Here is a 13,750-nt window from a genome sequence, read left to right as displayed (position 1 = left end):
TTTAGTTACATCAACGTAACCGCCAATTAGTGGGGTGAGATGTTTTAACAGTAACAGTTTTAGTTACTTTATGAAACTAATGTAAATCTATTTCCTTAATCAATAACAAACATTCAAAAACGAATAGCATGGAAAGTACACAAGTGAATAACGGGATATTACAAGGTAAGATCGCCCTGGTCACCGGGGGCACAAAAGGTATTGGCAAAGCGATCGTCAGGAAACTGGAGCAGTCCGGCGCCACTGTGATCGTCACTGCGCGTCATCAACCGGAGGAGCAGCACACAACATATACCTTTATCGCAGCAGACTTATCGCGGGCGGAAGAGGTGAACAAAGTAGCCAACACCATCCATGAACAATTCGGGCGCATAGATATACTGATCAATAACATGGGTGCAAACACATTCCCAGGCGGCGGATTTAGCACACTGACAGATGAACACTGGGACCAGGCGCTGCAGGTAAACCTGCTTTCCTCCGTTCGCCTGGACAGGGCGTTATTGCCCGCCATGCTGGCGCAGAAGAGTGGTGTGATCATCCACATATCCTCTACCAGCGGTTCGTTTCCCATCTGGGAGTCTACCATGGCCTACAGCACCGCAAAATCGGCACTGAATACCTATAGCAAGGCCCTGGCTACTGAAGTTGCCGGTAAAGGCATCAGGGTGATCACCGTATCTCCGGGGCTGAATAAAACAGAAGCTATGTCCGCCTTCCTGGAAGACTATGCAAAACAGGCGGGTATCACGGTAGAAGAAATGACGCAGCAGCTTTTCAACAGAGTCGGCGGTGTGCCCCTGGGAAGAATGGCCGAGCCGGAAGAAACGGCGGAACTGGTGTGCTTCCTTGTTACACCTGCGGCCTCGTACATCACCGGGGCAAATCTTGTTATTGACGGCGGTAATTTTCCGGTAGTTAACTAACTGCATAAACAGCCCCGGTAAGTAATGACCACCGGGGCTGTTCTTATTTTGGTCAGTATACAAAAAGTGGTAAGTTCCTTCATTGCGCCCTCAATCTGAAAGGTAAAGTTAGCTTGTGCCACTACATCTCCGACGTCCGCAATATCCATAGGTTCAGAAAATTCGATGTTAATTCCCTGGTCATTGCTTGGCTTTTCCAGGACGTGGAAGGTTTCGATCAGGTCTGATATGATTCCCCTTTTTTATTGATAGCGGTTAAAGCTACACTACAAATAGTATAGCTCACAACAAAGTACCACAATATTTACAATGCACCGCATCTCTGTCATGCCCTTCTTTTCCACAACCAGGGCACGTTTCATGACCATGCTTCCTGCTGCGTGTAGCGTTCACCATTTCATTGGTCACAATGCCTGTCGGCACAGCGATAATGCCATACCCGATAAACATCATGATGGAGGCAATGAACTTACCTACCGGTGTCACTGGTGCAATATCTCCATAGCCCACAGTCGTGATCGTAACGATCGCCCAATAGATACTATCCGGAATACTGGCAAAACCGTTTTCACCATTTTCGACGAGGTACATGACTGATCCAAGTATAATGACTGTAAAGAGCACGACCATCATAAAGACAGTGATCTTCTTCAGACTGCTGGAAACAGCGGTCTGAAGGAAATCTATCTCAGTCAGGAAATGTGTTAACTTAAAGATCCGGAATATGCGTAGTAGCCTTAGCGCCCGGAGCACCAGTAGCGACTGCGCCCCTACCACAAATACACTCAGGTAAGACGGCAGAATGGCCAGCAGATCAATGATCCCAAAGAATGAAGTAACATACAACAAGGGCTTCCTGATGCTTATCAAACGAAGGAGATACTCCAGTGTAAATAAAAAGGTGAAAGACCATTCCAGGATATGAAACAGCTCACCATATCGCTGATGATAGCTCTGAATACTATCCAGCATGACAACGACGATACTTAAAATGATCAGGACCAACAAGGCAACGTCAAAGATCTTGCCCGCTACCGTGTTTGATTCATAGATAATATTATGCAGTTTATTCCTCCATGTAACTTTTGTATCCTGCTCCATAATTTCCAGTTATGCTGCTTGCCGGGCCGCTGCTGCCAGCTGTTAATACCCGTCAATACGTTAAATGTAAAACACTTTTCGCTACGGACTTACATAATAGTTGCTGCCAAGCTGGTGGTAGCACTGGCACCATAAAAGCAGGTAACCGGACCATCATAGTGCCGGTTACCTGCTTTCCGCAATATTTTCATGTGCTGCCATCACGCCATCAAGCGGTTAAAATAGTACCTTGCCTCACGACCCAGTATTACAAGCAGCCAATACAAGAACACCCCGCCGATCATACCTCCCGTCAGCCCAATGACAACGGTTGCAGCTATAGATAGCGGCCGCTGGGTTAAGATGGAAATCATCCACGCTACAGGAATGCCTCCTGCTGTGCTGATGGTGATGGTGGAAAGGCACAGGAACGTCTTTAAACCAGATGTCCATGACCTCCTGACGAATCCCGCAGCAAGAGAAGCCGAAGTGATACCACAGATCGCCAGTACGATAACTACTGCCAGTATGATAGCCACAAGACACCCGACTGCAATGGCAGTCATAAAGGCCGCTGCAACTACGCAGCTACCGAATATTATCAGGAATATCTTAAAATTATCTTCCTGCACGTCAACTGTCCCATTGTTGTAAACGGAAGCCGGCGCAGGGGAAGTAAGACTATCAATCACCTGCGCAAAACTGTCTGCTGTTGTTAAACAGAGTAATACAATGAGAACGAAAACGGAATAACGGATAATGGGTGGCTGACTTACTAACAGTCGTCCTGCGTGTATCCAACTTAAGAGACGCTCCTCTCTGGCTGTTTTTGACATGGATGTTATAGTTTACACCCTGTCCAGCGACCGCGATAACTGCACGGCTTAACGGGGAAATAGTCCCTGCCAAAGCGATGCTTCCTGCAAGCTGTACAAGGCTGGCACAAGTTATAGTAAAATATACAGATTCTTACATGTGTCAGATCACGCCCGCATGTTTGTCCCGTTTAGCCATTATTGAAATGAGCTGTGGACCGTAAGTTTGCCCCAAAATAATTCCAGTATGCGTACACTCGTTTCGTTTTTTCATGTTTCTTTAGATGGATATGTAGCCGGTCCTAATGGTGAAATGGACTGGATCAAAGTGGATGAGGAGATCTTCGGATATGTCGGCGACCGTGTCAGCAACAGTGACACTGCATTGTACGGCCGCGTGACCTGGCAAATGATGGAAGGCTACTGGCCTACTGCCGCTGACCAGCCTAATGCCAGTCAACATGATATTGAGCATGCGGCCTGGTATAAACAGGCAGGTAAAATTGTGCTGTCTGAGAGTATAGCTGGCGACGAATTACCCAATACAACCTTCATTAGCGGAGATGTGGAACATCGTATCAAAGCTATCAAGCAACAGGAAGGTACAGAGATCCTGATATTCGGTAGTCCGTCCGCTACCCACTCACTGTTACAATACGATTTAGTAGATGAATTCTGGCTGTTTGTAAACCCTGTGTTGCTGGGTGAAGGCATGCCGCTTTTCAAAAATGTGAATGGGATAACGCCGCTTACATTGGTTAGTACAAAGACTTTTGCCAATGGGGTGGTTTGCATGCAATATAAAAAGGCTTAACAATAATAGCCGTCGTAGATACGGCATTACAGAATAAATCCCGCCAATAAAAAACCCGGATAAAGAATTATCCGGGTATTCGTAACTGTATATCGTCGTATTTGAATAGAAAATGTCTTATGCGCCTACTGCATGATTGTTTCTAACGACTACTACGCCATCAAACACATCAATCAACACCGGCTTGGATTTATCAATGTCCCCTGCCAGGATCTTTTTACTCAGCAGGTTCGTGATCTCTTTTTGAATCAATCTTTTCAGCGGTCTTGCTCCGAATTGCGGATCATACCCCTGAACAGCGAGATAGTCAAGCGCATAATCAGAGAACTCCAATATCATGCCATTTTGCGCTACCAGCTGTTTCAACTGTTGTAACTGAATGTTAATTATTCCTTTAATTTCATTGCGAAGCAATGGCTGGAACATAATTACTTCATCTACGCGGTTCAGGAACTCAGGACGGATCGTTTGCTTCAGTAAATTTATCACTTCCGTCTTGGTCGCGTCCACTACATACTCCCGGTTAGTATCATCAATCCGTTCAAAATTCTCCTGGATGATCTGACTACCCAGATTGCTGGTCATAATAATAATGGTATTTTTGAAGTTCACCACACGACCTTTATTATCGGTCAGGCGGCCATCATCTAATACCTGCAGCAAAATGTTAAAAGTATCCGGGTGTGCCTTTTCTATCTCATCCAGCAATACTACGGAATAAGGCTTACGTCTCACTGCTTCGGTTAATTGTCCGCCTTCATCGTAACCTACGTATCCCGGAGGCGCACCTATCAGACGGCTAACCGCGTGTTTTTCCTGATATTCACTCATGTCGATGCGCGTCATCATAGAATCGTCATCGAAAAGGTATTCAGCCAGGGCTTTCGCCAGCTCCGTTTTACCTACACCGGTGGTTCCAAGGAAGATAAATGAGCCTATTGGACGTTTAGGGTCCTGTAAGCCGGCCCGGCTTCTGCGGATGGCGTCAGAAACTGCGATGATCGCTTCTTCCTGTCCTACCACACGTCTATGAAGCTCTTCTTCCAGATGCAGCAGTTTATCACGCTCGCTCTGCAGCATTCTCGATACTGGGATACCAGTGGCTTTGGCGACGTTTTCCGCAATATCTTCTGCATCTACTTCCTCTTTCAGCAACCTTTTATGGTCTGCCGACATTTCATTCAGCTCTGCTGTATACCTGGCTACCAGTTCTTCCTGTTCTTTCACTTTACCGTAACGGATCTCAGCCACACGGCCGTATTCCCCGTTACGTTCTGCCTGTTCCGCTTCCAGCCTCAGGTTTTCTATATCACCTTTCGCACTTTGCAGCTTGTCCACTATCTCCTTCTCCGCCTGCCATTTTGCCTTAAACGTGCTACGCTGTTCTCCCAGCCGCGCAATGTCGGCGTTCAGCTCACGCAGTTTGTCTTCGTCATTCTCACGTTTGATCGCTTCCCTTTCGATTTCCAGCTGTCTGATACGGCGTTCCAGTTCGTCCAGTTCTTCCGGCATAGAATTCATTTCCAGGCGGAGCTTAGCAGCACTTTCGTCTATCAGGTCGATTGCCTTGTCCGGCAGGAAACGGTCTGTAATATAGCGGGACGACAGTTCTACGGCTGCAATAATTGCTTCGTCTTTGATCAGTACATGGTGATGGCTTTCGTAACGCTCTTTCAATCCTCGCAGGATCGAGATCGCATCTTCTACGCTTGGCTCATCTACCATTACTTTCTGGAAACGGCGTTCCAGGGCTTTATCTTTCTCGAAATATTTCTGATATTCATTCAGTGTGGTGGCTCCGATAGCACGCAGTTCGCCGCGGGCCAGCGCAGGTTTCAGAATGTTGGCAGCATCCATAGCGCCTTCCATCGCACCAGCGCCCACCAGGGTATGGATCTCATCTATGAAGAGCACCAGTTCCCCGTTACTATCTGTCACCTCTTTGATCACTGATTTCAATCGTTCTTCAAATTCACCTCTGTATTTCGCACCTGCCATCAGTGCCCCCATATCCAGGGCGTAGATGATCTTAGAACGGAGGTTTTCCGGCACGTCTCCGTTAATGATACGATGCGCCAGCCCTTCCACGATAGCCGTCTTACCTACCCCTGGTTCTCCGACCAGGATCGGATTGTTTTTGGAACGGCGGGAAAGGATATGTAACGTTCTGCGGATCTCCTCATCACGACCAATCACCGGGTCAAGTTTACCAGCACGTGCCAGTTCGTTCAGGTTCTTCGCGTATTTCTGCAGCGCATTATACTGGGTATCGGCTGTTTGAGAGTTAACTGTACTTCCCTTACGGAGATCTTTGATAGCGGTTTTAAGACCTTTTTCTGTCAAACCCGCATCTTTCAGCAATTTGGCAGTCTCGTCGCTTCCACCCAGTATCCCGAGCAATAAGTGTTCAACACTGACAAATTCATCTTTAAATTCCTTAATACTGGCACCGGCCCTCAGCATAGCGCTGTTTGCGTCACGGCTTAATACCTGTCCCCCTTCCCCTCCGGAAATGCGTGGGTACTTTTTTATCTGATCTTCCAGTCTTGAAGCCAGGAAGTTGATATTTATATTATTCTTCTTAAGTAAATAGTCTATAGCACTGTCTTCGTCATCTATCAGGGACTTAAGCAAATGCCCTGTTTCGATGGCCTGCTGCTGACCGTTAAAGGCGAGCTGCTGCGCTTGTTGCAGTATTTCCTGCGATTTGATAGTGAAGTTGTTCAGATTCATATACAGTTTGTTTTCTCCTTATGTGTAGTATTTCCAATCGGACATATAAAGAACAACAAATCACGATCCAAGGTTAACAATAGGGGCATTTTGTCAGAAAGATTGGTACCGGACTGCTCTTTTTACAGATTTTCCGGTACCAGACTGCAATTATTTCACTTTTTGACCAGCACAATCCTGCCCCGGTCAGCTTTGTACATGGCATTATAGAACTTCGCCAGGTCGCCATAAGCGCTGGCCGGGTAATGACCGCCCTTATGATCGATCGCACGTACATAAACGATCATATTCCCTTCCAGGGTCACTTTACTGGAATATTTGCCGAACTGGCTGTCCAGTGATACCGGTTGCGGTACTGCCTCCGCCGTATAGCCCTCAGGAATGGTGATTTTAACGCTATCTACGTCCCTATAGGAATAATTCAGGTAAATGGCTGACTTACGGGTGGAATCGGCTGAGAGCCTTCCGGACGACTTATTCAGCAGGTTAGGCTCAATGAACATACGTTTGCCCGTTACAGTGGCATATGCATGTGCAGAAATGTCCATTTGTTCGTCAATAAATGGCAGGACTGATTTCTGTTCCCTCCAGTCATATCCCGTCACATCATAACTGGAGAAGAACCCCGCTTCTCTTAAGCCTTCCAGGATCTTGTCTTTCGTCAGGCCGTTAACCCTGGCGTGCAGATGATCCTGCTGCAAACCGCTGTACCGCGTAGCAGCTCTCAGCTTCATGTCGCCTGATGCGTCTATCACGGCATTGATCGTACGCGTCTGGAGATTACTTTCCAGCGGGTATACTGGCGTGCGAATCAGCTTACTGCCATTTTCGTCTACCAGCAATACTAACCTGTCGGCCGTAAACTCTCCGAGATATCCTACCGGCGCCGTATTGCTGGTGCATTCCAGCCATGTAGTATCTTTTTTATCAGGTATACAGAGGATGACGTGATTAAAACGCGAACACGAAAAATCAGCCTGTACAATATCGTTCTCCTGGGCGCCTGCACGAACAAGGGCACAATTGGCTTTAATGCCGGCTTCCTTCAGCAGCGCACACATATAGTTGGACAACGCCTTACAATCGCCATATCCTTTCGTCGCCACATAGTTGGCATCAAATGTCTGCCAGCCGCCGATACCAAGCTGGATGCTGACATAGCGGGTATTCTGTTGCAGATAGCCATACAACTTCGCGATCTTCTCTTCCCTGCTTTTGCCATCCGTAAGCTGATGTACAGTCTGTTTTACATGCTCCGGTAACACGTCACGACCTGCATTCAGGTCGTAGTAGAAATGACCAAACTCCTCCCAGGTGGTCATATTTCCTTTATACTTCTGCATCTCAAACGAGGAAGGCGCCAACAGAACAGCCGGCATACGCTGCGTCCAGCGGGGCGTATACGGTTCTTCCTCTTCTGCACACAGGTTTTTAACCTCCCAGGTGTAAGTGCTGCTGGAACCCTCTGTGCCTTTTACAGGCTCTCCCTTACAGTTCGTCGCCTTGTACCGCATGATATAGTCTTTTGGAGCGATCACTAATAGCTTACTCTGCTCTACAGCAATACATTCGTCTTCCTGTGGATACCATGACGGGAGGTAAAAAGAGTGATTATATTTCACTTCTATTTCATATTCTACGGTATGGGGGTAGATATTGTGATAAAACGCATGCCGCTTTACACGATCGTCCGTCATCAGGGAGCTACTACCCGTGCCGCTCAAATCCTCTATGTCGCTTTGCTTTAGTTTCTTTACCGGCATACCCAGTTCATCATACAACGTCCCTCTGATAGAACGGATGTCCTGCAGTTTGTCGTAGTACTCGTACATACGGGCGTATCTTTCTCCCTTCGGGTCCAGAACGGTGATCACGTAATGCGTCGTGACACGCACATCCCCGGGATCATTGATCTTTACAGTGACTTCCTCCAAACGTTTTACCACATGCGCATTCTTCTTCAGCGAATCCGGTATCAGCATAGCCGGGTAGACCGGATCGCCTGCGAATGCGGGGGCCATAAACAGGAGGAAAAATACGCAGTAACAGACTGCGTATCTATATTGTTTCATTAAAGAGGATAACATTGGTTAGCTTTTCTTTTTCAGTACAATTTGTTCTGATTGTTTCTTTACGATCATGTCAAAGAATCTGCGCAGTTCTGGATATTCTTCCGGTGCAAATACAGCCCTGTTCAGTTTGATCCTGGAGCGGAACTGAATATTATTCTCACTCTGCTGGATGAGGTACTGGAATACGCCATCTGACTCATTGAGTTTTACAACGGCTGATTTAGGCAGTTCTTCTACCGTGTAACCATCCGGCACCATCATATTCAGGGTATAGCTTTCATCTACCACATATGGCATTTCCACCGGGTAGAAACGGGTCTCTGATTTGAAAGGGTTTGTTGTCGTTGCCTCTTTGAACAGCGGATTAATATATAGCATACCTGATTCGTCCGGCTTCATTTCAAAGTCGTATTTTACTTTGAGCGGTACTTCATTATCTGCCAGGTCCTCCAGTTCTACGCCGCTGATAGTGGCTTCTTCACCGAACTCTTTTTCATGCCCTTTGAAATAGGTATCCTTGCCTTTATCCTTGATCGCAGACCGGATAGCGCAGGACTCAAAATAAGTCGGCGCCTGCTGGTAGCTACCTTTCAGTGTACCATTCTCGCCAGCCATTACCATTACATAGGTCGTTTTCTGCTCCAGCAGATCGTCCGGATTCAGATAGACAGGCACGGCCGTTGTGTTGTTCAGCAACAGACGTGCGTGACCGTTATAGCAGGAGTTACTCAGGCGTCCGAAGCCGAGGTAGGGATGAGAAGCGTCCATAAAATACGTCAGCGAGTCAACCGTCAGTGCAGCAACGGTATAGTTGAAACGTTGTCTGAGCGGATACAGTTCATGTGTCACACCATGGTCGCGTGTACTGAGTATCAAAGGGGCAGCCTGCAGTTTAGCACGGCGGAGCATAGCGATCAGGAGCAGGTTCAGGTCTGTTTCGTTACCATTGTGGGAGCTGAATACCGTCTTCAGCGACTTACTGAGAAACAAACCGGAATGGTCGGTACAGGTGAAGTTAGTTCTTACATAGTTATAGATACGGCGTGCCCTGGCTGTATCATCTTTCAGACCAGCCACCAAACCGTCCACCACATCCCCGAGGAAAACGTTGTTCTTACTCAGGTCAGCGCCAAAGTCTTCACTTTTCAGCATCTCGTCCGAGAACTTCTCCCAGGTAGACATATACGGTCTTACCGGTGAGTCCGGGAACTTGATCGCTGACAACTGAAATTCAATTTTGGTAATGTGGTTACTCAGAGAAGTCGTATAACTTTCCTCCTTCAGCGCCGGGATATTTTCGGCACTCCAGACATTTTCAGTAGTGTTCGCCGACAAGCTGTAACGTTCTGCTGCTGCCGTAGGACTGGACGCAATGTGCAGGGTAAAATTCTGCCGCTCGATATTTGCCTTGTGTTTCAGCAAACCACCGACGTCCTGTTTCATGAATACGAAATCGTAAAACTCAGGAATGGTCACCGTGTACTCACTCAGCATGACCGGGTATTCATCCTGGAACACCCAGCCACGCAGCGAGTATTTCCAGGGAGAATTGACAGTGTACTGGTACTCGATAATAGTACCTTCTTTTACATCAGGGATCGTAAACTTCTTGACATTGACATCTTTGTCAACCTTGTCAGTGAAGATACTTTTACTATCCATTTTTGTTTCTACAACCTGTCCGTTGACCAGGTTATAGGCAGATGCCTTTACGTTCACGAGTCTCTCCTCGGTTGCACCTTCGTGATAAAGCCCTACTTTGACAGTGGCTTCATCATAGGCATTCTTGTCAATGATCTTAATACGTTTGTACTTTTTAAAAATCATATGGAGGTCGTCCCTGTCGGCTTCATAGGCAGATGATCCAATGTCTGCGATGATAACCGCATGCGCTGAAGTATCTTTCTCGAACGTTGTGGCCTTAAAATCTTCGGGGGTGATCTTACCGAACTTGATTTTAGACTGGGAAAATGCTGCACATGAAATCAGGCACCCTACTACGAGGTGCAAGGGGAATACAATAGATCTGCTACGCATATCAGGTTATAAGGATTTTGGGGATGAAGGTAGGCAAATTTGATATCCGTTACTTGGAGTAGTAAACTTTTATTTTTACGTAACTTGCATGGTTCATGGAACTTAGGGCAAAATATACGGCGTTTATCAGGCAGCATGCAGCTGACCTCGGTTTTGACCACTGTGGCATTGCGAAGGCGGTGCAGCTGGACGATGATGCGCGCCGGCTGGAAAAGTGGCTTCATAAGGGGATGCATGGTTCCATGCACTATATGGAGAACAATTTCGATAAGCGGATCGATCCGCGGAAGCTGGTAGACGGTGCGAAATCGGTCATTACCCTCCTGCTGAACTACTACCCGCATGAACAACAGCTGACCGATGCCCCGAAGATCTCCAAATACGCCTACGGACATGATTACCACGAAGTTATCAAAGCTAAGCTCAATACCCTCCTCGCCAGGATGCAGGAGGAGTTTGGCGCTGTAAGCGGCCGTGGATTCGTAGACTCGGCGCCCGTGCTGGAAAGAGCCTGGGCACAACGCAGCGGACTGGGATGGCTGGGCAAGAATGGTAATCTTATCCATAAACAGGCCGGTTCCTTCTTTTTTATTGCCACGCTGATCACTGACCTGGACCTGGAATATGACGGTCCGGTAGGTGACTACTGTGGCTCCTGCACGCGTTGCCTGGATGCGTGCCCTACTGGCGCCCTCGTTGAACCAGGCGTTGTAGACGGCAGCCGTTGCATCTCCTATTTCACGATCGAACTCAAAGACCTGCTGATACCTGATAACATGAAGGGTCAGTTTGATAACTGGATGTTCGGCTGTGACGTATGCCAGGATGTATGTCCGTGGAACCGCTTTTCCAAACCTAATAAGACCGTTGAATTCACCCCCATCCCCGAGATCCTTAATTTTTCCACGAAGGACTGGGAGGAACTGACCGAGGAAGAATTTAAGCGCATCTTCCGCCGTTCTCCTATGAAAAGGTCAAAATACGCCGGTATCCGGCGAAATTTGCGTTTTGTTAACGGTTAGGCTATTTGCTTTTTTATTCCTTTTTAGTACTTTGTTATTCCCTAATGCCAGTTATACCATCATCTGTCTTGCTAAAGGAGTATTTTTAAAAAGGTCTGTTTTATGGAAGTTAACGTACTGACTGCACCAGGTCTACATGGTTCTGGTCCGCTTCATTGGCAAAGTATCTGGGAGAAAACATCCGGATACAAACGCATTCAACAGCAAAACTGGGACGCACCCGAAATGAGTGAATGGATACAAACGATCGAGGCAGCCGTTGCCGAAGCAGGGCCGGATGTGGTGATCGCCGCCCACAGCCTGGGATGTATCGCCCTGGCTCACTGGGCCCAACACACGAAGCTAAGTATCAGAGCCGCCCTACTGGTCGCACCGGCAGATGCCGAGAGACCGGGATTTCCTGAAGAAGCCCATGGATTTGCGCCTATTCCGATGGCCACACTGCCTTTTAAAAGTATTGTGGTATCCAGTACCAATGACCAGTATGCCTCGCCGGAAAGGTCGCGGTCCTTTGCTGATGCCTGGGGTAGCCGTTTCGTCAATGCCGGCGAGAAAGGACACATCAATGCGGACTCTGATCTGGGTGAATGGCCGGTAGGTCAGACGCTGCTGACGGAGCTGGTCAGGAACTGGCATACGCTGTAATAAAAAAAGCCATCCCGCGCGAGGCGGGACGGCGATTGATATTCCACGTCATCATTGGCTTTACTCAGCCACTATTGATCTATTACTTATTTAAATCCTTTCATCAGGTAGAACGCATCGTTCCAGCGTAATTCGTTACGGAACTGGTAGAGGTCTGTCTGTTTGCCGATCTTCACAAATTCAATACCTGCCATATCCGCGAAATCCTGCATATGCGCCGCCGTGAGGTTCTGGCTGTAACCGGTATGGTGTGCTCCACCTGCCTGGATCCATGCCGCACAACCTGTACGCATGTCCGGATATGGCTTCCACAGTACTCTGGCTACCGGTAATTTAGGCAGCTCATGCAGCGGCGCTACCGCTTCCACTTCATTTACCAGGAGTCTGAACCTGTTACCCATATCGATCACAGACGCGTTGATAGCCGGACCGCCATCTACGTTAAACACCAGTCTTACCGGATCAGCCTTGCCGCCTATTCCCAGCGGGTGGATCTCGCAGGTAGGTTTACCACTCGCAATGGAAGAACAGATCTCCAGCATGTGCGCGCCGAGTACCAGTCTGTTATCCGGATCAAAGTGATAGGTGTAATCTTCCATGAATGAGTTACCACCTGGCAAACCGCTTCCCATTACTTTCATTGCCCTTACCAGCGCCGCTGTCTTCCAGTCCCCTTCTCCGCCAAAACCATAACCATCTGCCATCAGACGTTGTACTGCTATACCGGGCAACTGCTCCATGCCATGCAGGTCTTCGAAGGTATCTGTGAATCCTTTGAATTTACCTTCTTCCAGGAAGGCGCGCATACCGAGTTCGATACGTGCTGCTTCTATCAGCGAGGCATGCTGTGCGCCGCCTTTCTGCAAACCAGCGGCCAGTGTATAGGTGTCATGGTACTCTTCTATCAGTTTACCGATCGCGCTGTCGCCAATCTCCTTAATATATTTTACCAGGTCACCAATGCCATAACCGTTTACGGAATAGCCGAACTGGAGTTCCGCTTCTACCTTATCACCTTCGGTCACGGCCACCTGTCTCATATTATCTCCCAGACGGGCAAAACGGGCGCCCTGCCAGTCAAACCAGCCGGCGGCAGCACGCAGCCATGTACCAATTTCCGAAACAACATCCGGATCCTGCCAGTGGCCGGCCACTACTTTACGGTCCATGCGCATCCTTGACATCATAAAACCAAACTCACGGTCGCCATGAGCGGACTGGTTCAGGTTCATAAAATCCATATCGATGTCTCCCCAGGGGATATCACGGTTGAACTGCGTATGCAGGTGCAGCAAAGGACGTTGCAGTATTTTCAGTCCTCCGATCCACATCTTGGCCGGAGAGAAGGTATGCATCCACGCGATCACACCGATACAGTCAGGCGCTGTATTGGCCTCCTGGCAGATGCGATAGATCTCATCAGGCGTTTTTACCACCGGCTTAAACACAATGCGTACCGGTATATTCGCTTCATTGCTGAGCGACTGCGCGATCTTTTCAGCATGCGCCGCTACCTGCTTTAACGTTTCCTCTCCATATAGATGCTGGCTGCCTGTAATGAACCAGGCTTCAAATTGCTTCAACTGTATCATGCTGTTGGAATTTA

At 48.0% G+C, this 13,750-nt stretch carries 10 protein-coding genes; 4 read left to right on the top strand and 6 right to left on the bottom strand.

Annotated features, from left to right (window positions below):
* Positions 1-128: 128 nt before the first annotated feature.
* A complete protein-coding gene (locus GWR21_RS03390) occupies positions 129-926 on the top strand; it encodes an SDR family oxidoreductase (protein ID WP_162330377.1) in 798 nt (265 codons plus the stop codon).
* Between the two features lie 282 nt (positions 927-1,208).
* Here GWR21_RS03390 and GWR21_RS03385 read toward each other — a convergent pair whose 3' ends face one another.
* The gene (locus GWR21_RS03385) at positions 1,209-2,027 is read right to left on the bottom strand and encodes an ion transporter (protein WP_162330376.1); all 819 of its coding nucleotides are present in this window, start codon (positions 2,025-2,027) and stop codon (positions 1,209-1,211) included.
* 200 nt (positions 2,028-2,227) lie between these two features.
* Positions 2,228-2,842, bottom strand: coding sequence for a hypothetical protein (locus GWR21_RS03380; protein ID WP_162330375.1), 615 nt, complete (start codon positions 2,840-2,842; stop codon positions 2,228-2,230).
* 226 nt (positions 2,843-3,068) lie between these two features.
* On the opposite strand from GWR21_RS03380, the gene GWR21_RS03375 reads away from it, so the two are divergent.
* Entirely contained in the window at positions 3,069-3,635 is a 567-nt protein-coding gene (locus tag GWR21_RS03375; RefSeq protein WP_162330374.1) for a dihydrofolate reductase family protein, read from the top strand.
* A 117-nt stretch (positions 3,636-3,752) separates the two neighbouring features.
* On the opposite strand, the gene clpB is transcribed toward GWR21_RS03375, so the two are convergent.
* The 3 genes from clpB to GWR21_RS03360 all read right to left on the bottom strand — a co-directional run bounded on the left by clpB (position 3,753) and on the right by GWR21_RS03360 (position 10,477).
* Positions 3,753-6,368: an ATP-dependent chaperone ClpB gene (clpB, locus tag GWR21_RS03370; RefSeq protein ID WP_162330373.1), complete on the bottom strand. Its 2,616-nt coding sequence runs from the start codon at positions 6,366-6,368 to the stop codon at positions 3,753-3,755.
* Between the two features lie 155 nt (positions 6,369-6,523).
* On the bottom strand, positions 6,524-8,389 hold the full coding sequence (locus GWR21_RS03365) for a DUF3857 domain-containing protein (RefSeq protein WP_162330372.1): 1,866 nt from the start codon (positions 8,387-8,389) through the stop codon (positions 6,524-6,526).
* A gap of 69 nt (positions 8,390-8,458) precedes the next feature.
* Positions 8,459-10,477 (bottom strand): DUF3858 domain-containing protein, encoded by a 2,019-nt coding sequence (locus tag GWR21_RS03360; protein WP_162330371.1) that lies wholly within the window; start codon positions 10,475-10,477, stop codon positions 8,459-8,461.
* Positions 10,478-10,572: 95 nt separating this feature from the next.
* Between GWR21_RS03360 and queG the strand changes: the two genes are divergently transcribed.
* Both queG and GWR21_RS03350 read left to right on the top strand, forming a co-directional pair.
* Positions 10,573-11,499, top strand: coding sequence for a tRNA epoxyqueuosine(34) reductase QueG (queG, locus tag GWR21_RS03355; RefSeq protein ID WP_162330370.1), 927 nt, complete (start codon positions 10,573-10,575; stop codon positions 11,497-11,499).
* Positions 11,500-11,601: 102 nt separating this feature from the next.
* Complete coding sequence (locus GWR21_RS03350) at positions 11,602-12,144, top strand: RBBP9/YdeN family alpha/beta hydrolase (RefSeq protein WP_162330369.1); 543 nt, start codon at positions 11,602-11,604, stop codon at positions 12,142-12,144.
* Positions 12,145-12,230: 86 nt separating this feature from the next.
* On the opposite strand, the gene araA is transcribed toward GWR21_RS03350, so the two are convergent.
* Positions 12,231-13,736 carry an L-arabinose isomerase gene (araA, locus tag GWR21_RS03345; protein ID WP_162330368.1) on the bottom strand — a complete coding sequence of 502 codons (1,506 nt, stop codon included), beginning with the start codon at positions 13,734-13,736 and terminating at the stop codon, positions 12,231-12,233.
* Positions 13,737-13,750 lie beyond the last annotated feature (14 nt).

The sequence above is a fragment of the Chitinophaga agri genome (assembly GCF_010093065.1).
GTDB classification, from domain to species: domain Bacteria; phylum Bacteroidota; class Bacteroidia; order Chitinophagales; family Chitinophagaceae; genus Chitinophaga; species Chitinophaga agri.
This window is presented reverse-complemented; position numbering and strand designations above follow the sequence as displayed.